Below are 23,826 nucleotides of genomic sequence, written 5' to 3'. Positions count from 1 at the left end.
GCCGGACGCTACGCGGGACCCGTCGGCGCCGCGATCAGGTTTTCGGCGGCCGCCGTCCGGGCGTAGAGCACGGAGCGGCCCGCCCGGTGGGCGCTGACCAGGCCGGCACCGCGCAGCGCACGCAGGTACTGCGAGACCCCGGGCGCCGACAGCCCCGTACGGCGGGCCAGTTCGGTCGTCGAGGCCGGCACCTCCAGCTCTGCGAGCAGCAGGGCCCGCGAGCGGCCCAGCACCGCTGCGAGCGCCGCCGTCCCGGCGGCGGCCACCGGGCGCCGCTCCCACAGCCTCCCCGTGCCGCGCGCCGGATACGCCAGCTGCGGCGGATCCGGCGGCGCCACCCGGGTGAACGGCACCGGCCCGGTGAACACCGACGGGATCAGCAGCAGCCCCGCGTCCGCCGCCCCCGCGGGCAGCGGACGCAGCCGGCGCGGCAGCCGCAGCCCGGAGCCGTTCCAGCTCACCGCCGGATGCAGCTCGTCGAAGAGCCGGACCGTGCCGTACTCGGCGGCCTGCCGCGCCCGGTGGAACACATCGGCGTCGAGCACCGCCTTGATCCGCGCCCAGTACGGAGCCAGCGCCAGCTCCCAGTACGCCTCGATCTCCTCCGTCAGCCCGACCAGCTGCGCACGCGGATCGGCGTACAGGGACCGGGCACGGGGCCCGAGCCCGCCCCGTTCCTCCCGCAGCCGGTCGAGGTCCCGGCGCACCCGCGGCTCCGGGGTCGCACGGATCGAGGCGAGCTCCTCCGCCCGCGTGGGCGCGGGGCCGGACGGCACCGGGTTGAGGAAGTCCGGCACGTAGCCGCAGGGCGGCACCAGCTCGGCGAGCAGTCCCCGGTCCAGCCCGGCCGCGGCCAGCCGCGGCCGTACCTGATCCACCCACGGGCCGTGCACCGGATGAACGGCCCCGGACCGCAGCAGCCGCATGCCCGGACCGACCTCCCACATCGGGGAGACGCAGAACCGCATCCGGGCCAGGTCCCCCAACGACAGCACCAGCTCAGCCAACGCCCCGCGCCCCCATGTCCCGCGCCCCCATGCCCCATGCCCCGGATGATGATTCACGCATGTGTTAACCAATGGCCGGGCAGCCTACCGGCCGTAGATCATCACGCCATGACCTCACAGACGATCACCGCGGCGGCGGCAGGGACCTGGAAGCTCGGCGACCTGGAGGTGAACCGGGTCGGGTTCGGCGCGATGCGGCTCCCGCAGACCGGCGGGGCCCTCGTGCCCCGCGCCGTGCCCCGGGACCGGGACCAGGCGATCGCGGTGCTGCGCCGCGCCGTGGAACTCGGCGTGAACCACATCGACACCGCCGCGTTCTACTTCTCGCCGCTGCGCTCCGCCAACGAACTGATCAACCGTGCCCTCGCCCCCTACTCCGACGACCTCGTCATCGCCACCAAGGTCGGCCCCGCCCGGGACGCGCACGGGGAGTGGGCCACGCACGCCGGCCCGCGCGAGCTGCGCGGTCAGGTCGAGGAGAACCTGCGCCAGCTCGGCCGCGACCATCTCGACGTGGTCAACCTCCGCGTCATCGGCCCCGCTTCGCTGGCCGAACGCTTCGGCGCCCTGGCCGAGCTCCGCGAGGCGGGCCTCATCCGCCACCTAGGCGTTTCCAACGTCCGCCCCGAACAGCTCGCCGAGGCCCGCGCGATCGCCCCCGTGGTGTGCGTGCAGAACCCGTACGGCATCGGGGTCCGCCCCGAGCAGGACGAGTTCGTACGCCACTGCGGGGAGCAGGGCATCGCCTTCGTCCCCTTCTACTCGATCGCCGCCGCGCGCGGCGAGGCGGGCGCTCATCCCCCGGCCGACGCCGGTGCTTCCGCCCATACCGAAGCCGGGGAGATCCGCTCCGTCGCCGAGGCCCACGGCGCGACCCCGGCCCAGGTGCGACTGGCCTGGACCCTCCACCGGGGCCCGCACCTCCTGGCCATCCCCGGCACCGGCGACCCCGCCCACCTGGACGCCAACGTGGCCGCCGGCGCCCTCCGGCTCTCCGCGACCGACCTCGACCTCCTCGACTCCCTCCACCACCGCACCCAGGACTGACGAGCCCGGCCCGCGGGGATCACGGGTGCCCCACGGCGGTACGAGTGCCGTCCGGGGCTACGAACGCCCGGCCGAGCCCGCGCACCCGAGGCGGTCGCCGGTCACCGGCGCGCCATCGGCGACGTTGCGGTCGTAGGTGACGGCCCGGACCTCGACCCGTTGCGTCCCGACGGTGACGTCGAAGTCCGCGCCGTGGCCCGGGACGGCCTCCAGCCGCGCGCCCGGCAGGGCGGCCGCCAGGGTGGCGGCGTTCTCCTCCTGGCCCGGGGCGAAACGGATGACCGGCGGGCCCTCCGGGCGCACCAGTGGCGCCGCGGCCGAGGTGTCGGTGACCTCGAAGTTCTCGCGGCGCAGTGCCGCCGCGACGGAGGCGTCGTCCACGCGGACCGCGATCCCCGCCGGGTTGGTCGTCACCGGGGTATTCGGCACGGGCTGGATACGGGTGTCGCCCGTGATCGGACGGTCCGCGGCCAGGGCGTCCCACAACGCGGCGGACCGCGCCTCGTGCCACACCAGGGTGGAGCCCACGCCCGGCACCCGGTTGTCGAACAGCCGGATCGGCACGGTCGCGAACTCGGTCCGCTCCGCGCCCAGCCGGCCCAGCGTCACCCCGATCCGGACCAGGTCGAGGAAATCCGTCCCGGCACCCGCCCGCACGGACTTCAGCAGATCGCGGGCCGTCCGGGCGGTCCGCAGCGGGTCGGAGAGGGCTCCTTCGGCGGTGAGCCGGGTCAGCAGGTCCGTCACCATGCGCTGCTGGCGGCGTACCCGGCCGAGGTCGCCGGGGCGGCCGACGTGCCGGGCCCGGACGTAGCGCAGGGTGTTGTTGCCGTTCGTGAGGTGCACTCCGGCCGTGATGTCCAGCCCGGAGTTCTCGTCCTGAAGCGGTCTGTCGGTGCAGACCGTCGCTCCGCCCAGCCCGTCCACGGCCTGCTCGAAGCCGGTGAACCCGGTCTCCAGGTAATGATCGATGTGCAGCCCCGTCGCCTTCTCGACGGTCTTCACCGTCATCGGCCCGCCGCCGATCGCGTACGCGCCGTTGATCTTGCCCATGCGCCCGGTGGCGGCACCGGTGGCATCCGCGTACTCGACGTACGAATCGCGGGGTAGGGAGACCACGCTCGCGCGGCGCCCGTCCTCCGAAAGGTGCAGGAGCATCATCACGTCCGTGCAGTTGCACCCCTTGCCGCCCACGTGCAGCCGGCGCTTCTCGGCCGCGGACAGCCCGGCCCGGCTGTCGATGCCGAGAACCAGCACGTTCGTACCGCGTCCGCCGGCGGCGCGGCCCGGCGGCGGTTCACCTTCGGCGGGCACGGCCCGCGCGGTGCTCAGGAAGGTGCCGGAGGCGAGGGTGGCCAGCAGGGTCAGGGCAACGGTGAGACGACGCAACGCACATCCCCAAATCGTCGAGGGGGGAGCAACGAGACCGGGAGGAGGGAGCCTGCAGGGGACCGTAGCCCCTCGTGCCGGGACCGCCACGACCCCACGCCGGTGCGGACCCCGGAGCCGCGGGCACCTCCCCGGAATGGGCGATCACGCTGTCGCGGCCGGACCGGTGCTACGCGCTCCCGCCGTATGCGCTCCCGCCGTATGCGCTGCCGTCCTCCGCGCTCCCGTCGTACGCACCTTCGTCGTGGGCACTCCTCGCGCCGAGCCGGTCGCCGAGCGGACTGCGCCGGTACAGCACCTGCCGTCCCTGCCGGGCCCGGGTGACCAGCCCGGCACCGTACAGCACGCGCAGGTGCTGGGAGACGGCGCTCGGCGTGACGCGCAGCCGGCGGGCGAGTTCGACGGTCGCCAGCGGCTCCGCCAGCAGACCGAGCAGCCGCGCCCGGGGAGCCCCGAGCAGCGGTACGAGCGCCGGCTCGCGGGAGGAACCGCCCGGACCGGACGGGGGAGCGGGCGCCGTGGCCCAGAGCGTCCCCACACCGCGGCTCGGGTAGAGCAGCGCCGGGGGTTCCCCCGGGCCGACGGGGGGAGCGACCTTGTGCGCGAACACCGAGGGCACCAGCAGGATCCCCCGGCCGGACGCCTTCGCGCGGTACCCGGCCCCGATGGTCCGGGTCACGTGCAGCACACCCCGTGACCCGCCGTCCTCCCAGCGCAGTTGGGGATGCATGTCGGCGAAGAGCAGCCGGGCGCCGCCCCGGGCCAGCTGCCGTGCCCGGTAGGTCATGTCCGCCTCCACCACCAGCCGGATCTGCGGCCACACCGGGCGGACGGCGATCTCCCAGTAGCGGTGGAGCAGTTCGCAGACCCGGTCGCGGAGTGCGAGGACCTCCTCGTCACGGTCCCGGTCCCGGTCCGTGCGCCGGTCCCGGTGCCGGTCAGCCGCGGCGTTCGCCGCGTGCAGGAGCGGGGGCAGCGGATCGGGTGCGTGTGCGGCGGCCAGGTCCCGCCGGACCACGGCGGGCGGAGTCCGGCGGACGACGGCCAGTTCCTCCTCGAAGGCCGGTTCGAAGACCTCGGGCCTGGGCGTGAGGAAGTCGGGCAGGGTGAGCCGGTCCGCCACCAGGGACATCAGCAGCCCGGTGTCCAGCCCGCCGAGCCGGCCGAGGACCGACCGGCGCCACGGCAGGTGCAGGGCGGAGAGCCCCGGATCACGCAGCACCCGCAGGCTCAGCACCGTCTCACCCAGCGGCGAGACGGCGAACCGGGTGAGCGCGAGGTCCTCGACACCGAGCTCGAAGCTGATCATTAAGCCACACGCTACATCAATTGGCAGGGCCCGGCCGGTGCCGTGGACTTCCCCCATGACCTCCCCGCCCTCGCCGCCCTCCCCACCCCCTCCGTCCGCGCCGCCCCTCCCCACCCATGAGGATCAGCCCGCCGACGGCGGTGGCGGCAGCGGCCGGCTGAGCCGCCGTCTGGTGCTGCTGCTGGCCGTCACCTGTGCCGTGGCCGTGGGCAACCTCTACTTCCCCCAGGCCATCAGCCCCCTGATCGCCGAAGGGCTGCACGTCCCGGCCGGCACGGCCGGCCTGGTCGTGACCACCACCCAGATCGGCTACACCGCGGGGATGGTCCTCCTGGTGCCCCTCGGCGACCGGATCCGGCACCGCACGCTCCTGGTCGTCCTGCTCGCCCTGACGGGCCTGGCCCTGCTCGGCGCGGGCTGTGCCCCGGCCCTGCCGCCGCTGGCCGCGGCGAGCACCCTGGTCGGACTGACCACGGTGGCCGCACAGATCATCGGCCCCATGGTGGCGGGCCTCGTGGCACCCCGGCACCGGGGCGAGGCGCTCGGCACCCTGCTGAGCGGATCGACCGCGGGCATGCTGCTGGCCCGCACCTTCGGCGGGGTGCTCGGCGAGTGGCTGGGCTGGCGGGCCCCCTACCTGGCCGCCGCGGCCATCGCCCTGCTCCTCGCGGCCGTCACGGCGTACGCCGTACCGGTCACCACCCCGCCACCGGCGGCCCGCCGCCCGTACCTCCACTTCCTCGCCGAACCGCTGCGACTGCTCCGCGCCGAACCGGAGCTGCGCCGCTCCTGCTGGTACCAGGCAGCCGTCTTCGGCGGCTTCTCGGCCGCCTGGACCAGCGTGGCACTGCTGCTGACCGGCCCGGTGTACGGCCTGGGCGCCGAGGCGGTCGGCCTGCTCGCCCTGGTCGGCGCGGTCACCGTGCTGTGCACCCCGTACGCCGGGCGCCTGGTCGACCGGCACGGGCCCGGCCCGGTGAACCTGGTATGCCTGCTCGGCGTGCTGCTCGCCGCCGCGGTCCTCGCCGGCGGTGCGCTGGGCGGCCCGGCCGGCCTGGCCGCGCTGAGCGCGGGCACCCTGCTGCTGGACGTCTCGATGCAGTCCGGCATGATCGCCAACCAGACCCGTGTGTACGCCCTCCGCCCGGACGCCCGCAGCAGGCTCAACACCGCCTATATGACCTGCTCCTACCTCGGCGGCACCGCCGGCTCCTGGCTCGGCGTCCGCGCCCACACGGCCTACGGCTGGCCGGCGGTCTGCACCCTGATCGCCCTCCTGACCGCCACGGCCCTGACCCGCCACCTGGTCCCCCGCCGCCCCACACCACCGTGAGCGCCTGTCCGCCGTCCCCGGCAGCCCGTGGAGAGTGCGCGGCGAAGTCCTTCCGGCGCCGGCCTCTCGATGCGGTCGGCAAGCAGCGCGGACAGGCCGAGGACACGGGTGTACGGCCGCGCCCGGCGGGGTCAGTCCGGGCAGAGGATGAAGTCGGTGCCGGCGTGGCGGCGGGGCTCGTCGCCCAGTTCCGTGATCGCCGCGCGGATCGCGTGCAGATGACCGGTGGTCAGCTGCAGTGGCGGCTCGTCGGGCTGGTACGTCGTACGGATCGGGTAGTCCACGCCCGGCTCGCGGGTCATCTCGATGTGGCAGCCGAGCACATGGGTGACGGGCCGGTGCGCCGAGAACTCGATGAGGCGGTCGATGGTGCGGGTGAACGCCGCCCAGTCCTGGACGTACAGCCGGCCGGGGTAGACCGTGTCGCCGGTCAGCAGGAAGCCGGTCCACGGGTCGTGGAAGGTCACTGCGGTCTCGTGGTGGCCCGGCGTGGCGAGGCATTCCAGCACCCGGCCGCCCAGGTCGACCCGCGCCACGGCGTCGGGGTCCGCGGCGAAACCGAAGTACTCCCAGGCCGTGGCCAGACCGGCACCGACGACCGTCGTGTCCGGCCGGCCCGCGAACTGCGCGTCGCCCGCCACGTGGTCTCCGTGCGCGTGCGTGTGCAGCACCAGCAGCCCGTAGCCGTCGCGGGGATTGCGGGTGAGCCAGTCCGCGACGAGGCCGTCGACCACCCGGCGCAGGGGGAAGAACTCGGCGGACTCGGTGGCGCCGGTGTCGATCAGCACCGCCCGCTCGTTCCCGAACAGCAGGAAGAGGAACGGCCCCTCGTAGTTGACCGCCATGTTCTGCCGCAGGATGAACGTGTGCTCGTCGTACGCGTGGACCTGGATGTCCGGGTCGGTGTTGTGCTTCGCCGACGGCGAGCCGTGGATCCACCGGACGCCGTCCAGCCCGCGGGGCCCGGACGCCCCGGAGAAGTCGACCGGGGACGGGGCGGAGTCGTCCATCAGCTGCCCGATCCCGAGCCGGCGGCGTTGCGCCAGACCGTCACGTCCAGCGTCATGTACGTGCTGGGCGAGCCCTCGGGGGAGAAGCCCCGGACGGTGACCAGGGCCAGGTGCCCCGAGCCCGTGGTGACGCAGAGCTGCCGCCCCTTGGCCAGCTTGTCGACGTAGACGTTCTGGGTGAAGCGGGTGTCCGCACGGCAGGCGGCGAGCGATCCCTGCTGTCCCGGATCGAGCAGTACGAGGTTCCCGCCCTGGGTCTCGGCGTCGAGGTAGCCACCGGTGTCGTAGGAGAGTTCGTAGCCGCCGTCCTCGCCCTGCTGCGGCCGCACCTGGTCGTCGCCGAGGGTCAGGTGGTAGCCCGCGGTGAGGTTGACGCCCTTGAACTCGGCCGGCTCCGGACCGGCCTTCGCGCCCGAGCCCGTCGGGGTGCCCCCGCCGCCCTGCTGACCGCCCTGCGAAGAGCTGCCGTTCCGGGCGGAGCCGCCGCCCTGGCTCTGCCGGTCCTCGTCCTTGTTCTTGAGGAGCGAGTAGACCGTGGCCCCGCCGACGACGCCGAACACCAGCGCGGCGGCGAGCGCGATGACCAGGCCCCGCCTGCCCGAGCGCCGCGGCGGCAACTGCACGGGCGCGGCCGGGTATCCGGGGTGGCCTGGGTGGCCCGGGTGGCCCGGGTACGTCTGCCCCGGAGCCGGGAACGGGACCTGAGCCGCGACGGGAGCCGGGCCCGGAGCCGGAGCCGGAGTGGGTGCGGGCGCCGCGAACTGCGTCGGCGCGTGCGGCCCGGTGTGCCCGTGTGCCGGTACCTGCGTCGGCGCGCCGGCCCCCGGCCCGTACTGCGGAGGCTGCGGCGCGGACTGGTTCACCGCGGACGGGTTCACCGCGGTCGGGCTGTACGCCGGTGGAGGGGTCGCCGCCGCCGTGGGCGCATACGTCGCCGGCGGGGCGGCAGGGGCGGCAGGGACGCCAGGGGCGGCGCCGGTGGCAGGGGCCGTCGGGGCAACCGTCGGCGGCGGCGGTGCCTGGGCCGGCGCCGGGGCCGCCGCGCGTCCGGTGATGTCGGCGGCGACCGCGGCCGGCAGCCAGTCCTCGGGGCGGCGCAGCACCGTCCCCTCGTTCGCGGACTGGCACAGGCCGATGATCTCGGCGATCGACGGCCGGGCGGCCGGCTCCTTGGCCAGACAGCGGCCGACCAGTTCCCGCAGCCGCTCCGGCACCCCGCCGAGGTCGGGCTCCTCGTGGACGATCCGGTACAGGACCCCGTGCGAGGTCCCCTCCCCGAAGGCGGGCGTACCGGCCGCCGCGTACGCCGCGACCTGGCCGAGCGCGAACACGTCCGTGGCCGGTGTCACCCTGCGCGCGGCCGCCTGCTCGGGCGCCATGAACGACGGGGTCCCGATGGTCACGCCGCTGCTCGTCAGCGAGGTCGCGTCGGCGGCGTAGGCGATGCCGAAGTCGATGACGCGCGGCCCGTCCGCGGCGAGCAGCACGTTGGACGGTTTGAGGTCGCGGTGCACGATGCCCGCGCCGTGGATGACCTGCAGGGCCTCGGCCATGCCCGCGACGAGCAGCAGCACCGCCCCGACCGGCAGCGGCCCGTGCGCGACGACCGCGTCGGCGAGCGAGGGCCCGGGCACGTACGCGGTGGCCAGCCACGGCCGCGCGCCGTCGGTGTCCGCGTCGATGACCGGTGCGGTGAACAGCCCCTGCACCCGCTGCGCCGACTGCACCTCCTGGGCGAACCGGCGGCGGAACTCGGCGTCCTCGGCGAACTCGGGGCGGATCACCTTGATGGCCACGGGCCGTCCGCCGGGCGTGTACGAGAGGTACACCTTGCCCATGCCGCCCGCGCCCAGCCGGGCGGCCAGCCGGTACCCGGCGATCGTGGCCGGGTCCTCCGCGCCAAGTGGATGGAAGACCTGGACGGAACCGCTCCGGTCCCCTGGCTGACCGCTCATCACCATCGTCTCTCCCGCGCTGCCCGCCGACCTCGAACGGCACCCTACCCAAGAACCGCCGGGCGGGCGGAGGGCGTGAAGCGCATGGGCCGTATGGCCCGCTCCCCGCGCGCCCGCCCCGGCGGCAGGACAGAGTGGCGGAAGGTGAAGAGGATCCCCTCGCGCGAAGAGGCACGCATGCACCAGGCCAGGCAGTACGAGCGGTACGTCGGAGGCAGCCCGGAGGCGGAGCGGGAGGTGTTCCGGCGGCTGGTGGACGACCTCCTGCGGGTGCAGCTCAAGCTGAAGAAGCGCAGCCGCGCCGCATCCGTCGAACGGACGTTCCACGCCAAGGGGGTCCTCGGCGTCAACAACGCCCGGCTGCGCTTCCTCGACGACCTCCCCGAGGCCCTGCGCGGCGACTTCGCCCGCCCCGGTGCCGAATACCCGGTGACCGTACGCCTGTCCAACGCCAGCGGCGTACGCCGGCCCGACTTCGTGCCCGATCTGCGCGGGGCCGCGCTGCGCGTCCACACCGGCCCCGGCGAGGTCCACGACCTGCTGATGACCAGCTTCCCGGTGTCCCACGCCCGTTCCGCACGCGAGTTCGTGGAGTTCGCCAAGGTCATGGCGGGCGCCGACTCACGGATCCGGCAAGGCGCCGCCCTGTTCCTCGGACTGCCCCTCGCCGTCGGCTGGTCCACCGCCGCCCGGATGCGCCGCAACGTGATGGCGGGCACCCGCCGCCCCGTGAGCAGCCTGGCCCTGGAAACGTACTGGAGCCGCGGCGCGATCCTGTGGGGCGACTCCGGGCCGGTCCGTTACCGGCTGCGCCCGGCCTCCGGCGGCTCGGCGGCCGCGGCGCCGGCCCTGGTTCCCGCCCCGGACCCGTCCGGCACGGACCCCGACCACCTGGAACGCGAGCTCGCCCGCCGGCTCCGCGACTCCGACGTGCGGTTCGAACTCTGCGTGCAGCGCTACGTGGACGGCCGGCGCACCCCCATCGAGGACGGCGCCGCCGAGTGGAGGGAGGAGGACGCGCCCGTCGTCCCCGTCGCCGTCCTCACCATCCCGCGCCAGGACATCCGCACCGCCGAGGCGCGTGCGGTGGCGTCCCGGATCGACCGCATGGAGTTCAACCCGTGGCACACCACGGACGGCTTCCGCCCCCTCGGCAACCTCAACCGGGTCCGCAAACTCGCCTACGAGGCGAGCAGCGCCCACCGTCAGGGCCACCGCTTCGTCACCGTCCCGCCCCGGCGCAACACCCTGCTCGGGGTACCGCTGCGGGCGGGTTTCCGCGCCGTGAACCGCGTCCTGCCGTGGCACCGGCTGCCCACCCAGCCCGCCCTGCTCAACCTCATGGCCTTCCGGCAGGAGCTGCGCCGCAGCAACCTCATCGACACCGACGTCCACGAGGCCCCGCCCACGGCCCGGCCGGAACCGCCGCCGCCCGTCGACGAGGAACTCCGGGTCCGCCGCAGCTACGACGGCTCGTACAACGACCTGTCCGCACCGCGGATGGGCGCGGTCGGCGCCGTCTTCGGCCGCAACCTCAAGCCCGTACACCGGCCCGACCTGGACGACACGCCCAATCCGGTGACCGTCAGCCGGGAACTGCTGCACCGCGACGCGTTCATCCCGGCGCGCTCCCTGAACGTCCTCGCCGCCGCGTGGATCCAGTTCCAGGTGCACGACTGGGTCAACCACCGCCGGTACCCGTCCGGGAGCAAGACCGTGGAGGTCCCTCTGCCGCCCGGTGTCACCTGGCGCAACACCCCGGGCGGGCCGCCGGAGAAGGTCATGCGGTTCGCCGAGAACGAGGAGGTGCGGCTGCCCGGGGGCGGCCCGCCGCTGCTCTTCGAGAGCGCCGTATCGCACTGGTGGGACGGATCGGAGGTCTACGGCGGCGACGAGTCCGTCGCGAGGTCCCTGCGCGAGCCGGGCGGCGGAGCCGCGCTCCGCCTGGAGGACGGCCACCTGCCGTACGCCGACGGAGCGAACGGCACCAGTGGCACCGGGGGCGCGGGCGGCCTCCGGGGCGCCGTGAACGGCCTGCCCCTGACCGGGTTCAACGAGAGCTGGTGGCTCGGACTGAGCTCCATGCACACCCTCTTCGCCCGCGAGCACAACGCGGTGTGCGCGGCCCTGCGCGCCGAATACCCCGCCATGGGAGAGGACCGCGTCTACCACACCGCACGGCTGGTCGTCTCCGCGCTGATCGCCAAGATCCACACCGTCGAGTGGACCCCCGCCATCCTCGCCACGGAGGCCCTCGACATCGGCATGAAGACCAACTGGCAGGGACCGCCGAAGTCATGGCTCAGCCGCCTCGGCCTGTGGCTGTTCGAGGAGCACGGCCTCGACGGGATCCCGCAGACGCTCCCCGACCACCACGGGGTCCCGTACTCCCTCACCGAGGACTTCGTCACCGTCTACCGCATGCACCCGCTCCTCCCGGACGACTACGAGCTCGTCGACCACCGCTTCGGCCGCCGCCTGGACACCCTGACCTTCAACGACCTGCAGGGGACGGCCGCGGAGCCGCTCATCCGGAAGACCGGACTGGTCAACACCCTGTACTCGCTGGGCATTGCCCACCCGGGAGCGATCACCCTGCACAACTACCCCCACGCGCTGCGGGCGTTCGAGCGCGACGGCGAGGTGATCGACCTCTCCGTGGTCGACCTCGTACGCACCCGGCGGCGCGGGGTCCCGCGCTACAACGACTTCCGGGCGGGCCTGCACAAGCCGCGGATCCGGCGCTTCGAGGACCTCTCCACCGATCCGGAGACCCTCGCCCGGCTGAAGGAGGTGTACCGGTCGGTCGACGAGATCGACACCATGGTGGGGCTGTTCGCAGAGAACCCGCCCGAGGGCTTCGGCTTCAGCGACACCGCCTTCCGCATCTTCATCCTGATGGCGAGCCGGCGGCTGCAGAGCGACCGCTTCCTCACCGTGGACTTCCGGCCCGAGATCTACACGCCGCTCGGCATGGACTGGATCGCACGCAACGGCATGACGAGCGTGATCCTGCGCCACTGCCCCGAACTGGCCGGGGTGCTGCCCCGCACCGGAAACGCCTTCGCACCCTGGCGGACGGTATCTCCCGCCGGCAACGGCAACGGCAACGGCAACGGCAACGGCAACGGCAACGGTGCGAACAACGGCACCGGCACCGGCAACGCCGCGAACAGCGGCACGGGCGACGACACCGGCATCGGCCCGGCCCGGCGCTGAGCGGGAGGCAACCGTGTCCGAGCCCCCACCGGGCAGCCGGAGCCCCGGCCCCCCGCACCCAGGCCCCCCGCACCCCGGCCTGGAGGCCCTCCTCTCGCGCCCGCTGTGGGAGACGCTCTTCAGGCGCCGCACCCACCGGGTCAGCCGCGGAGCCTCCGTGCCCGCCGGTTCGATGAGCTACCGCTCCCCGCACCCCCCGCAGCCCCTCGGCGAGCTGGAGGAGGCGGTCCTCATCGCCCTCACCGGCAGCTCCGGACTCACCATGCCCGACCGGCCCTTCGAGGACCCGCGGGACCACCAGCCCATCATGGCCAAACCCAACCTGACCATGACGGGACGCACCGCCGGCAGCCCCGACAACGCCCAGGCCACCCACTTCTTCATGATCAACGACAGCGGGACCTACTACCTCCGGAAGCTGCCGCCCTCCCCGGAACCCGCCTTCGACCCGGACACGCTCATCGAACGCGCCCGCCGCTCGAAGGTCCGCGTACTCGACCGCCGCCTCGACGTCGCCGAGGGCCTGCGCGACTTCCCCGCGTACCTCGACTCCAACCGTTTCCTGTCCAACCTCGAGGGCAGCACGCTCTTCCTGCCCGTCGTGGACCTCTCCCACCAGTACATCAACGCCCTGATGTACCTCCTCACCCAGCCCGAGGGAGCCCGCCCCACCCTCGTGGACGACCGGAACTTCTACCGGCCGGCCGGGGTCCGCAAGTGGATCAGGAACGGGTTCCTCAACCCCGACATCAAGCTCCCGCTCGGCGCCCTCGGCCCCATGCGCACCCAGATCGAGGCCGACCTCCTCCTCCAGAACATGATGCTCGTCGCGGACGCGATGGGACTCGGCGCCTGGATCCACGCGACCATCGGCCCCCAGATCCTGCTGGGCGACCCCAAGTTCTCCCGCACCTACGGCCGCATGCTCGGCTTCGACTTCGTCACCCCCCGCTTCCGGCCGGCCGACGTCCTGCGCTGGCACGTCCCGCTGCCCGCGTACGCCCGGCTGCGCTCCCACCCGGTCGGCCTGCGCGTGGACGGCGAACACCTCATCAAGGCGGCCTGCCCGCCCAACCACCCCTCGATGGAGGACGCCGTGGACGCGGTCGTCCGCTCCAAGTTCGGAGAGGGCGGCATCTACACCGACAAACCGCTCTTCGCCCGCATCTACAAGGACGACTACGCGCAGCGCTACCTCGCCGAGGCGGGCGAGTACGACCAGGACGTCATCGACTGCGCCCGCGACATCTGCGTGTACGTCCACGCCACCCACGGCCGCTTCCCGGCCCACACCGACGCCGTCCACGTGCCCGGCATCTGGCTCCAGACCCACCACGTGGAAACCGAGTACTACGAGCGCTTCTTCACGGCGGGCCTGACCGACGCCCACCGCCGCCACACCGCACTCTGGGAAGCAGGGGAAACACCGTGAGGGTCTACGAAGCCATCGTCAAGGGGCTGGAAGGCGTCGGGGTCCGCGCCGCCTTCGGCGGTGCCGGCGAGAACGCGGCCGGACTGATGATGGCCCTGAAGCACTCGAAGCTGATCCGGCCCGTCATCACCCGCCACGAGCAGGCCGCATCCTTCATGGCCTGCGGTTACGCCATGTACACCAACCGGCTCGGATTCTGCTTCGCCACCGCCGGTCCCGGCGCGTTCAACCTGTTCTCCGGGCTGGCCGTCGCCCTGTCCGACTCCTATCCCGTCCTCGCCGTCTCCGGCTACGCATCGCGGCAGTGGCAGGGCTGGGGCTCCCTCAACGAGACCTCCGGCCTGAACGGCACCCCCGACTCGCAGGCCATGTTCGCGGCCACCACCAAGAAGTCCTTCCTGCTCACCGACATCGCCGACACCTGCGACGTACTGGAGGAAGCGGTCAACACCGCCTTCGAGGGCAGGCCCGGACCCGTCCACATCCACGTGCCCGAGGACCTGACCCACCGCGGGGTCGAGGTCACGGACTTCCGGCCGATCCGGCTCGACGTGGCTCCGGTCCTGCCCGACCCCGCCCAGGTAGAGAAGATCGCGTCCGTGCTGGCCGAGGCCATCGAACGACGGCAGCGGATCGTTCTGCTGGCCGGCTTCGGTGCCGTCCGCAGCGGAGCGGGCCCGGAGATCAGGCACATGGTCGAACGTTTTCAGATCCCCCTGCTCACCACGCTCGACGGCAAGGGCATCGTCTCCGAGGGGCATCCCCTCTCCCTCGGCGTCTTCGCGGACAGCGGCCACGCCAGTGCCTGGAAGGCGTTCCGCGAGGCCGACGTCGTGCTGTGCGTCGGGAACTCCCTCAACCAGCACGCCACCTTCGACTACCGCGAGGACCTGTTCGAGAACAAGGTGCTCATCCACGTCAACATCGCCGAACGCGAGTTCCGCAAGGCGTACCGCCCCGATCACGCCCTGCTGTCCGACGCGCGCCCGGCCATGGCCGCACTCGCCCGGGCCCTGGAGGAGAAGGTGGGCGAGGTCCCGCCGGCCGAGGTCGAGGGCCGCGACTACGAGGCCCGGCACATCACCCACCTCACCGGGAAGATCCACCCCGGCGAACTCGCCCAGACCATCGGCCGGATGCTGCCCCCGCGGGCCGTGCTGCTCGCCGACGCGGGAGCCCACCTGGCCTGGCTCAGCTACTACGTGGAACTGGAGGAGGGCCAGAACTTCCGCAAGGCCGGCTCCTTCGGACCCATGGCCGGCCACGTCAACGGGGCCATCGGCCTGAAGGCCGCCCACCCCGACCGGACCGTCGTCGTCGGCTGCGGCGACGGCTGCTACGCCCTCTCCGGGTTCGAGCTGATGACCGCCGTCGAGAACGACCTCCCTGTCATCTGGGTCATCTTCAACGACGGCGAGTTCAAGCTGATCAAGCTCTTCCAGCTGGTCACCTACGGCGAGTCCGCCCTGGTGGAGTTCGAGAACCCGGACTACGCCGCGTACGCGAGGGCCTGCGGCGCCGACGGCCACCGGGTCGAGACGCTGGAGGAGTTCGAGGACGCCTTCCGCGCCGCCCTGGCCTCCGGCCGGCCCACGATCATCGACGCCCGGATCACGCGCTGGGCGGTGCCGCACTACAGCCCGTCCCCGGACGGCGTGATCGCCGGCCTCGTCGAGACCATCGAGGACCGCCTCCGCGGCGACGACTGACGCGGCCGGCCCTGCCCACGCGGCCTGCCCTGCCCACGCGGCCGGCCCGGCTCATGTGGCCGGCCCCGCCCCGCCCCGCGCCGCTCACCCCAGCGCGGCCAGGACCCGGTCCGGGGAGAGGGGCAGCTCGCGGATCCGCCGGCCCGTCGCATGGTGGAAGGCGTTCCCCACGGCCGCCGCCGTGCCGACGATCCCGATCTCCCCGATGCCCTTGCTGCCCATCGGGTTGAGGTGCTTGTCGTGCTCGTCGATCCAGTGCGCCTCGATGTCGGGCACGTCGGCGTGCACCGGGACGTGGTAAGAGGCGAGGTCGCCCTCCGTGAAGTCCCCGAAGGCGGAGTCCACGGCACTGTGTTCGGTGAGGGCCATGCCCAGCCCCATCACCATCCCCCCGACCAGCTGCGACCGCGCGGTCAGCGGGTTGAGGATGCGCCCCGCGGCGAACACGCCCAGCAGCCTCCGCACCCGTACCTCACCGGTGACCGTGTCCACCTGCACCTCGGCGAACTGCGCGCCGAAGGCGTGCCGGGAGTACGGCGACCGCTGCCGCGCGGAGGCCGTCGTATCGGCCGTCACCGTCAGCCCGCCCTCCGGCAGCGGCCCCTGGTGGCGTTCCAGGAGCGCCGCCAGGTCCGTGCAGGCGTTGTGCACGGCCCAGCCCCAGGACGCCGTCCCGGCCGAACCTCCGGCCACCGACCCCGCAGGCAGCCCGCTGTTCCCGATCTCCAGCTCGACCCGGTTCGCCGGCGCCCGCAGGGCGTCCGCCGCGATCTGCCACAGCACGGTGCGCGCACCGGTCCCGATGTCGGTGGCGTTGACCTGGACGAGGTACGTGCCGTCCGGCCGGACCAGGGCCCGGGCCGAGGAAGGCGCGATCCACACCGGATAGGTGGAGGCGGCGACCCCGGTGCCGATCAGCAGCGGGCCGTCCCGCAGCGGCGTGCGCCGCTCCGCCCACCCGAACCGGGCGGCCCCGTCGCGCAGGCACTCCACCAGGTGGCGGCTGCTGAACGGGCGGCCGCTGTCCGGTTCGGCAGGCGGCTCGTTGCGGATGCGCAGCTCCACCGGGTCCAGGCCGAGGGCCTCGGCCAGTTCGTCCATCGCCGACTCCAGGGCGTACATGCCGGGAGCCTCCCCGGGCGCCCGCATCCAGGACGGCGTGGGCACGTCGAGGGCGACCACCCGGTGCGTGGTGAGCAGGCCGGGGGCCGCGTACATGACGCGCGCGGGTACGGCGGCCTGTTCGACGAACTCCCGCACCCGCGAGGTGTGCGTGGTGACCTCGTGCGCGACGGCGGTGAGCGTGCCGTCCGTACGGGCGCCCAGCCGGACCCGGTGCAGGGTGGGCGGCCGGTGACCGACGACGGCCGCCAGCTGCCGCCGGGGCAGGGAGAGGGTGACGGGGCGGCCGGTGTGCAGGGACGCCATCACCGCCAGCACCACGTGCGGGCGCGGGGTCCCCTTGCAGCCGAACCCGCCGCCGACGTGCTCGGAGATCACGGTGACCCGGTCGGGCGGGAGCCTGAACAGCGTGGCCAGGGTGGTGCGGACCAGCCCGGAGCCCTGGCTGGAGTCGTGGACGGTGAGGGCGTCCGCCTCCGCGTCCCAGTGCGCGGTGGCGGCGTGCGGCTCCATCGGGTGGTTGTGCAGCGCCGGCACGGCGTACGTGCGGTCCACGCGGACGGGAGCGGCCTCGAACGCGGCACCGGCGTCACCCCGTTCCCGGTGCCCCGGGTAGCCGCCGTTCACCTTCTCGGGGGTGTACGCCCGGGCATGCCCGGTGTGGAGCACCGTGTCGTGCGGGTCCGTGGCGTAGCCGACCCGTACGGCGGCGGCCGCGGCCCGCGCCGCCTCCAGGGTCTCGGCCACGGCGAGCGCCACGTACCAGCCGCGGTGCGGCACCCCGTGGTCCTGCAGGACCCGGAGCGTGGGATCGTCGGCTGGGCCCAGCCGCGGGGCGTTGCCGGGGGTGAGCACGGCGAGGCACCCGGGGACGGAGAGGGCCTCCGCGGTGTCGACGGCGGTGACCCGCCCGCGGGCCACCGTCGCGGGCACCGGCCAGGCGTACGCCCGGTTCGGCGGGGCGAACTCGGCGGCGTAGCGGGCCGTTCCGGTGACCTTCTCCCGGCCTTCGCGGCGCTGGGCGGACCAGCCGACGGCGCCGACCCGGTGCGCGAGGCTCGACTTCATGGCGGCCCTCTCTCAGGGGTGTCTTACGCCGGCGATCCGGCGACGGTGTGGGGTGCGTGCGTGTCCGGGGTGTGTGTCAGGGGCGTGCACCGCGCGCGAGGCCGTTCAGCACCTCACAGGCGAGGTTCCGGGCGAGCGGCACCTTGAAGGCGTTGTCGCGCAGCGGCTCCGCCCGGTCCAGCTCCGCCTCGACCGCGGCCCGTACGGCGTCCTCGGTGGGAGCGGCACCCAGCAGCCGCTCCTCGGCCGTGGCGGCCCGCCACGGCCGGTGCGCCAGACCGCCGAACGCGAGCGCGACCCGCCGCACCCGCCCCTCGTGGACGTCGAGCACGGCGGCGACGGACGCCAGCGCGAAGGCGTAGGAGGCGCGGTCCCGCGCCTTGCGGTACCGCGCGGGCAGGCCGGCGGTGCCGGGCGGCAGCACCACGGCGGTCACGATCTCGCCGGGCGCCACGACGGTGTCCCGTTCGGGGTGCGCACCCGGCAGCCGGTGAAATCCGGCCGCCGGTACGGTCCGTGCCTCCTCGGGGCCCTGCAGTTCGACGGTCGCGTCGAGCGCGGCGAGTGCCACCGCCAGGTCGGACGGGTGCGTGGCGATGCACTGCGGGGAGTGGCCGAGCACGGCGTGGTCGCGGTGGACCCCGTCACGGGCACCGCAGCCGGTGCCGGGCGACCGCTTGTTGCAGGGCTTGGACACGTCCTGGAAGTAGGGGCACCGGGTGCGCTGCAGCAGGTTCCCGCCGGTGGTGGCGGCGTTCCGCAGCTGCCCGGAGGCCCCCGCCAGCACCGCCTGCGCCAGCACGGGGTACCGGTCCCGGACCAGCGGGTGGCCGGCCAGCGCGCTGTTGCGCACCCCGGCCCCGATCCGCAGCCCGCCGTCCGCGGTCCCGGTCACGGAGTCCAGGGGCAGCCCGGAGAGGTCGACGAGCGTGTCGGGGACCTCCACGCCGAGCTTCATCAGGTCCACGAGGTTGGTGCCCCCGCCGAGGTAGCGGGAGCCTGGCCGGCCGCCGTGCGCGGCGATGGCCTCGGCCACGCCCGTGGCCCGCACGTACGCGAAGGGCTTCACTCGACCGCCCCGTGACCGGTCGCGGCGGCGACGTCCCGGACGGCGTCCACGATGCGCGGGTAGGCGCCGCACCGGCACAGATTGCCGCTCAGTCCCTCGGCGATCCCTTCCCGGCTCAGGTCGCCGCCCTCGGCCAGCAGCCCGACGGCGGAGCACAGCTGACCCGCCGTGCAGTAGCCGCACTGGAAGGCGTCCCGCTCCAGGAACGCCTCCTGCAGCGGGTGCAGCCTCCCGTCCGCCCCCGCCAGACCTTCCACGGTGGTGACCTCGGCCCCGTCGCAGGCGACCGACAGCAGCAGACAGCTGTTCAGCCGCTGCCCGCCGACCAGCACGGTGCAGGCTCCGCACTGCCCGTGGTCGCACCCCTTCTTCGTACCGGTCAGCCCCAGGTGCTCGCGCAGCAGGTCGAGGACCGTGACCCGGTGGTCCACGTCGGCCTCGTACTCCTTGCCGTTGACACGCATCCGGACGACGGACCGCGTCACCCCGGTCGGACCCACCACAGCCACCCCTTACACGGAGAAACGGCACAAACCACAGGAAAATCGTCTGCACACCGCATAACCGGTGATCGGGCATTTCACACGCCCCCGCCCGGGTCAACCGCGGTCGTCCTCTAGGGTTGCCCGCAACGACCAGCAGAACCGGGGGAGTCGGTGGAGCCTCTGCAGCCCGGCGATCCGCCGGAGATCGGCGGGTACCGCCTGCTGTCACGCCTCGGCGCGGGGGGAATGGGCGAGGTGTTCCTCGCCCGCACACCCTCCGGCCGTCCGCTGGCCCTCAAGACCGTGCACCGGGACCTGAGCCTCGACCCGGGCTTCGCCGAACGCTTCGCCCGGGAGATACGCACCAACGACCGGGTCCGCTCCCCGTGGACGGTCTCGGTGGTGGACTTCAGCCCGCCGGGCGCGTCACCGCAGTGGCTGGCCACGGAGTACGTCGCCGCACCCTCGCTGGGCGACTGGGTGCGCGACCACGGCCCGCTGCCGGAGGAGGCCGTACGCCGCCTGGGCCGGGAGCTGGCCGCCGCGCTGGTCACCGTACGGGCGGCGGGGGTCGTGCACCGCGACATCAAGCCGGCGAACGTCCTGCTGGGCGCCGAACGGCCCTTCCTGATCGACTTCGGTATCGCCCGCGCCGTCCTCGATCCGCGCCGCACGCAGACCGGGACGGTCATCGGCACCCCCGGCTACCTGGCGCCGGAGCAGGCGACCGGTGCCGTGGCCGCGGCGCCGGCGGACGTGTTCTCCCTGGCCGCCGTCCTGGTCTGCGCGGCCACCGGGCGCAGCCCCTTCCTCGGTCCGGGCGAGGAGCTCGGGCTGCCGGCGCTGCTGTACCGGATCGTCCACGACGAGCCCCGGCTCGACGGAGTGCCGGAACCGCTCGTACCCGTCGTCCGGGAGTGCCTGGCCAAGGATCCGGACCGGCGTCCGCGCGCCGAGGACCTCCTGGCGGCACTCGGGGCCGAGGACGCACCGGACTGGAGCGGCGCGGTGCCCGCCGCGCTGCTCGCGGAGGCCGACCGCCGCCAGGCACACCTCCGGGACGTCATCGCGGCCTCGCAGCCTCCGGCTTCCGCGCCTGCGGCGGTCGCTCCTGCGGCGGTCGCGGCGGCGGCGGTCGTGCCCCCGGTCCCGGTGCCTCCGGTCCCTGTGCCCCCGGCCTTCGGCCCTCCGGACTCCGTCCTCCGGGCTTCTGTCCCTCCGATGCCGGCTCCACCGGTACCGGCCGCACAGGGCGTCGCCACTCCGCCGCTGTACGCGCCTGACGCACCGGCCGCGCAGGCCGTGGGCCGGCGCGGCCGGAACCGGCTGATCGCGGTGGCCGCGGCCGTCGGCGCCGTCGCCCTGGCCGGGGCCGTCGCGCTGGTGCTCAGCCGTCCCTGGAAGGCCGGTGGCGAGGACCGCGGCGGCGGCGCGGCCACACCGCCGGCCTCCTCGTCCGTGGCCGCACCCGCTCCGTCCGCATCCTCGCTCCCGGCGTCGTGGGCCGGCACCTGGACCGGCGTAGGCCCGGGAACGCCGGACGCGGACGGGATCTCCCGGGCGAGGACGAAGGACTTCGCCGTCGCCGTCACCCTGTACCCCGGAGCCGTGGGAGACCTCGTGGGCAAGCAGGTGAGCGACCTCGAGGAGATCGCCTCCGGACGGAACCTCGGCTGCACGGAGGCCCTCGAACTACGCCAGATCCGTGGGAACAGCCTGGTCCTCGAGGCCGTGACCAGCCACCCCACCGACCGCTCGGCGGCCTCCCTGACCTGCCCCCAGGGCAACCTCTACGTGGTGACGATGACGGAGCCGGACCGTCTGACCCTGGAGTCCGAAGGCGCCCAGTCGGCCGGCGCCCCCGGGTATCTGACCCGCGACTGACACACGAGGGGAAATCCACTGGCCCGCGTCCGTCGGCATGCACTACCAAGATCCCTGAGAGGTTTCCCTACCCTGACGGACAAGGATCTCCGTGACAGTCGTACGCACCGCCCGACCCGGCGAACTCCCGGCGCTCGTCGAACACCCCGGTGATCCCGAGCGCAATGCCGCGACCCGCGCCTACCTCGCCGGGCTCCTCGACGACGGCTGCACCCGGCCCGAGTGGTGTCTGGTCGCCGAGGGGCCCGGCGGACGGCCCGTCGGCAGCGCGGTGCTGTGGACGCTCCCCGGGCAGGAAGTCCCGCTCGCCGTCGTCCTGTTCGAGGCTCCCGGGGACGCGCCGGAGACCGGGGTCGCGCTGCTCGACGCGGCTGTCGCCAGGGCCGCCGGGCTCGGTGCCGGCGAGCTGGAGCACGTCGTCGACTCCCCGGCCCAGGCCCCGCAGTTCCAGCGGGACCCCGAGCGCCGGTACGAGATGCTGCGGAGGGCGGGCTTCCGCCCGGTCCGCGACGGACGGCGGTTCGGCATCGGCGTCACCGAGGAGATCCTCGCGGCGCTGCCGGAGGACGACCCCCGCCTCACCTTCCGCAGCCTCGCCGACCTCGGCCCCGAACCGTTCGTCGCCCTGCTGGAGGACCTCCTCGCGGACACGGCGGACGCCCGCCTCGCCGCCGACGTGCGACAGCACGGGGCACGGCGCGCGGCCGAGCTGCTCTTCGAGGACACGGCCGGGCTGAAGCACGAGCCCGAGTGGTGGGAGATCGGCTTCGACACGGACGGCACCCCGGCCGTGATCAGCCTGCCCGCGGAGAACCCCAGCGTGGCCGTGATCGGTTTCGTCGGCGTCGCCCCCGCCCACCGGGGCAAGGGGTACGCCACCTCCGTCGTCGTACGCGGCACCCGGGTCCTGGCCGCGAACGGCGCCACCGAGATCCGGGGGGACTGCGACGCAGCCAACCGGGCGATGGCCAGGGCCTTCGCCCGGGCCGGGTACCGGAACTTCGCTGCCCGCCTGGAGTTCGGCCGCACCACCACCGATGCCCGTACGGAGGCGTCGTGACGACCCGGCTGCGGACCGACCGCCTCCTCCTCCGCGGCTGGCGGGAAGCGGACCTCGCCCCGTGGGCGGCCATGAACGCCGACCCCGAGGTCCGCGCGTACTTCCCCGGAGTCCTCACGCCCGAGCAGAGCGAGGCGTCGGCCACCTGTTTCCAGGCCGACCTCGAAGGCCGGGGCTGGGGATGGTGGGCCGTGGAGGTCCGGGACACCGGCGAGTTCATCGGATTCGCCGGACTGGACCCCGTCGACGAGGGCATGCCGTTCACGGGGGTGGAGGCCGGCTGGCGGCTGAGCCGTACGGCCTGGGGACACGGATACGCCACCGAGGCCGCGCGGGCCGTGCTCGCCCACGGCTTCGAGCGCCTCGCCCTGCCCGAGATCCTCGCGGTGACGGCGGCCGGCAACCTCCGTTCACGGGCGGTCATGCACCGCCTCGGCATGACCCGCGACCCGGCCGAGGACTTCGACGACCCGACGGTGCCCGCCGGCCCCCTGCGCGCGAGCGTGGTCTACCGGCTCCGGGCGGCGGACCATCCCCGGGTGCTGGATCGCCCGCCCGGGCCCCTCTAGGGTCCGAGCCGCCTCAGGCGAGCCGGTCGGGGATCGGCGACGGCGCGTAGTTCGCCCAGACGTAGGCGTTCGTCCGGCGCTGGTCGCCGGAGAGGTTGTGGCCGCGGTCGATCTTGCCCCCGGCGTCGAAGTGCCAGACCAGCGCGCAGCACCCTCCGCTTGGTGCCCAACAGCGGGTGGTGTCCGGGGATGGTCCATTCATGTCCTCGGCCGGCACCGACCGCATCCCGTCCGGGTCGTACACCGCGTAGGCGGCGAAGAACGCTAGATGGCCTCGATCTTGGGGTCGCTGAGCGTCATCCTGCTGCTTCTTCGTGAAGAGTCGGAGCGGCCGCACGGAGCCGCCTGATCAACCCTCGCAGCGCACGAGCGGACCCGTCCACCACCACTTTCCCCGTCGCCGGGCGTGCTCCGGCGTCGGCACAACCCGCCCCGGAAGCCGCGATACTGGAGGCCATGACGAATCAGAGCCCTGCCACCGGCACCGGCCCCGACACGGGCACTCACGGGGAACGGCGCGCGCCGTTTTCCCGTGTCAAGGTCCGTGCCGGAGCCCTGGTCTTCTGCGGCGACGAGGTGGCCCTGATCCGCCGCGACCGTCCCGGATCCGTCCACTACACCCCACCCGGGGGCAACGTCGAGGACGGTGAGGACTTCCGCCAGGCCCTGCGTCGCGAGCTGGCCGAGGAACTCGACCTGGACGTTGACCAAGCCCAGGGCGGCGAACTGATGTGGGTCGTCGACCAGCGCGTCACGCGCCCCGGCCCTACCCCGTCGCCGCGCAAGCTCCACCTGCTCTACCGCCTCCACATCACGCCCGAGGTCCGGGCGACCCTCGCCGAGCGGGAACTGGACGAACTCCCGGACGGGAGCCACGAAGTCGGCATCATCGAGTGGGTCGACTACCGGCAGACCGCCGGGCTGCCCCTGTTCCCGCCCATCGGGACGGCCCTGGCCGCTCTGCCCGACCCCCGTGCCGACGTCGCCGACGCTGCTCTGGAGCCGGTCACGGACGACAACTACACCTGGGTGTGAGCTCACTGGCCCGGCCATGGGCCGCTGATCGGAGCGGCACCACCTCCTCACCACGCGTCTCTGCCTGCCGACGCTCGGGTGGCATGCGTGGCCTGTAGGGCTGTGCCAGGCTGGTCACAGGAGT

General features: G+C 73.8%; 18 protein-coding genes. 9 read left to right on the top strand and 9 right to left on the bottom strand.

The window, feature by feature from the left end; translation table 11 throughout:
* Positions 1–8: 8 nt before the first annotated feature.
* Positions 9–968, bottom strand: coding sequence for an ArsR family transcriptional regulator (locus ACGFQ9_RS01270; RefSeq protein ID WP_393570776.1), 960 nt, complete (start codon positions 966–968; stop codon positions 9–11).
* 147 nt (positions 969–1,115) lie between these two features.
* Here ACGFQ9_RS01270 and ACGFQ9_RS01265 point away from each other — a divergent pair, with 147 nt between their 5' ends.
* Entirely contained in the window at positions 1,116–2,054 is a 939-nt protein-coding gene (locus ACGFQ9_RS01265) for an oxidoreductase (RefSeq protein ID WP_393569930.1), read from the top strand.
* A 57-nt stretch (positions 2,055–2,111) separates the two neighbouring features.
* Here the strand turns inward: ACGFQ9_RS01265 and ACGFQ9_RS01260 are convergent, their stop codons facing one another.
* Positions 2,112–3,443 (bottom strand): LCP family protein, encoded by a 1,332-nt coding sequence (locus ACGFQ9_RS01260; RefSeq protein WP_393569928.1) that lies wholly within the window; start codon positions 3,441–3,443, stop codon positions 2,112–2,114.
* Between the two features lie 169 nt (positions 3,444–3,612).
* Entirely contained in the window at positions 3,613–4,752 is a 1,140-nt protein-coding gene (locus ACGFQ9_RS01255; protein ID WP_393569926.1) for an ArsR family transcriptional regulator, read from the bottom strand.
* A 55-nt stretch (positions 4,753–4,807) separates the two neighbouring features.
* Here ACGFQ9_RS01255 and ACGFQ9_RS01250 point away from each other — a divergent pair, with 55 nt between their 5' ends.
* Positions 4,808–6,085, top strand: coding sequence for an MFS transporter (locus ACGFQ9_RS01250; protein WP_393569925.1), 1,278 nt, complete (start codon positions 4,808–4,810; stop codon positions 6,083–6,085).
* Between the two features lie 131 nt (positions 6,086–6,216).
* Here the strand turns inward: ACGFQ9_RS01250 and ACGFQ9_RS01245 are convergent, their stop codons facing one another.
* Entirely contained in the window at positions 6,217–7,095 is an 879-nt protein-coding gene (locus ACGFQ9_RS01245; RefSeq protein ID WP_393569923.1) for an MBL fold metallo-hydrolase, read from the bottom strand.
* Positions 7,095–9,050 carry a serine/threonine-protein kinase gene (locus ACGFQ9_RS01240; RefSeq protein ID WP_393569921.1) on the bottom strand — a complete coding sequence of 652 codons (1,956 nt, stop codon included), beginning with the start codon at positions 9,048–9,050 and terminating at the stop codon, positions 7,095–7,097. Before ACGFQ9_RS01240 ends, ACGFQ9_RS01245 begins: the two co-directional genes overlap by 1 nt.
* A gap of 177 nt (positions 9,051–9,227) precedes the next feature.
* Between ACGFQ9_RS01240 and ACGFQ9_RS01235 the strand changes: the two genes are divergently transcribed.
* The 3 genes from ACGFQ9_RS01235 to ACGFQ9_RS01225 are packed head-to-tail and all read left to right on the top strand — an operon-like array spanning position 9,228 to position 15,410.
* Complete coding sequence (locus tag ACGFQ9_RS01235; protein ID WP_393569919.1) at positions 9,228–12,269, top strand: peroxidase family protein; 3,042 nt, start codon at positions 9,228–9,230, stop codon at positions 12,267–12,269.
* A gap of 13 nt (positions 12,270–12,282) precedes the next feature.
* Positions 12,283–13,701, top strand: coding sequence for a hypothetical protein (locus tag ACGFQ9_RS01230; RefSeq protein WP_393569917.1), 1,419 nt, complete (start codon positions 12,283–12,285; stop codon positions 13,699–13,701).
* A complete protein-coding gene (locus tag ACGFQ9_RS01225; protein WP_393569915.1) occupies positions 13,698–15,410 on the top strand; it encodes a thiamine pyrophosphate-binding protein in 1,713 nt (570 codons plus the stop codon). Before ACGFQ9_RS01230 ends, ACGFQ9_RS01225 begins: the two co-directional genes overlap by 4 nt.
* 84 nt (positions 15,411–15,494) lie before the next feature.
* Here ACGFQ9_RS01225 and ACGFQ9_RS01220 read toward each other — a convergent pair whose 3' ends face one another.
* The 3 genes from ACGFQ9_RS01220 to ACGFQ9_RS01210 form a co-directional block, all read right to left on the bottom strand.
* Positions 15,495–17,600, bottom strand: coding sequence for a xanthine dehydrogenase family protein molybdopterin-binding subunit (locus ACGFQ9_RS01220; RefSeq protein WP_393569913.1), 2,106 nt, complete (start codon positions 17,598–17,600; stop codon positions 15,495–15,497).
* Between the two features lie 76 nt (positions 17,601–17,676).
* Positions 17,677–18,669: an FAD binding domain-containing protein gene (locus tag ACGFQ9_RS01215; RefSeq protein ID WP_393569911.1), complete on the bottom strand. Its 993-nt coding sequence runs from the start codon at positions 18,667–18,669 to the stop codon at positions 17,677–17,679.
* Positions 18,666–19,133 carry a (2Fe-2S)-binding protein gene (locus ACGFQ9_RS01210; RefSeq protein ID WP_393570774.1) on the bottom strand — a complete coding sequence of 156 codons (468 nt, stop codon included), beginning with the start codon at positions 19,131–19,133 and terminating at the stop codon, positions 18,666–18,668. Before ACGFQ9_RS01210 ends, ACGFQ9_RS01215 begins: the two co-directional genes overlap by 4 nt.
* Positions 19,134–19,325: 192 nt before the next feature.
* Between ACGFQ9_RS01210 and ACGFQ9_RS01205 the strand changes: the two genes are divergently transcribed.
* The 3 genes from ACGFQ9_RS01205 (at position 19,326) to ACGFQ9_RS01195 (ending at position 22,667) form a co-directional block, all read left to right on the top strand.
* On the top strand, positions 19,326–21,038 hold the full coding sequence (locus ACGFQ9_RS01205; RefSeq protein WP_393569909.1) for a serine/threonine-protein kinase: 1,713 nt from the start codon (positions 19,326–19,328) through the stop codon (positions 21,036–21,038).
* 91 nt (positions 21,039–21,129) lie between these two features.
* Complete coding sequence (locus tag ACGFQ9_RS01200; RefSeq protein WP_393569907.1) at positions 21,130–22,098, top strand: GNAT family N-acetyltransferase; 969 nt, start codon at positions 21,130–21,132, stop codon at positions 22,096–22,098.
* On the top strand, positions 22,095–22,667 hold the full coding sequence (locus ACGFQ9_RS01195) for a GNAT family N-acetyltransferase (RefSeq protein ID WP_393569905.1): 573 nt from the start codon (positions 22,095–22,097) through the stop codon (positions 22,665–22,667). Before ACGFQ9_RS01200 ends, ACGFQ9_RS01195 begins: the two co-directional genes overlap by 4 nt.
* Before the next feature lie 13 nt (positions 22,668–22,680).
* Here ACGFQ9_RS01195 and ACGFQ9_RS01190 read toward each other — a convergent pair whose 3' ends face one another.
* Positions 22,681–22,869, bottom strand: coding sequence for a hypothetical protein (locus ACGFQ9_RS01190; protein WP_393569904.1), 189 nt, complete (start codon positions 22,867–22,869; stop codon positions 22,681–22,683).
* A gap of 254 nt (positions 22,870–23,123) precedes the next feature.
* Here ACGFQ9_RS01190 and ACGFQ9_RS01185 point away from each other — a divergent pair, with 254 nt between their 5' ends.
* Complete coding sequence (locus ACGFQ9_RS01185; RefSeq protein ID WP_393569902.1) at positions 23,124–23,702, top strand: NUDIX domain-containing protein; 579 nt, start codon at positions 23,124–23,126, stop codon at positions 23,700–23,702.
* Positions 23,703–23,826 lie beyond the last annotated feature (124 nt).

The organism is Streptomyces sp. NPDC048603, assembly GCF_043199475.1.
GTDB lineage: Bacteria > Actinomycetota > Actinomycetes > Streptomycetales > Streptomycetaceae > Streptomyces.
The sequence above is the reverse complement of the archived record's forward strand: the minus strand, read 5'-3'. Positions and strand labels throughout refer to the sequence as shown.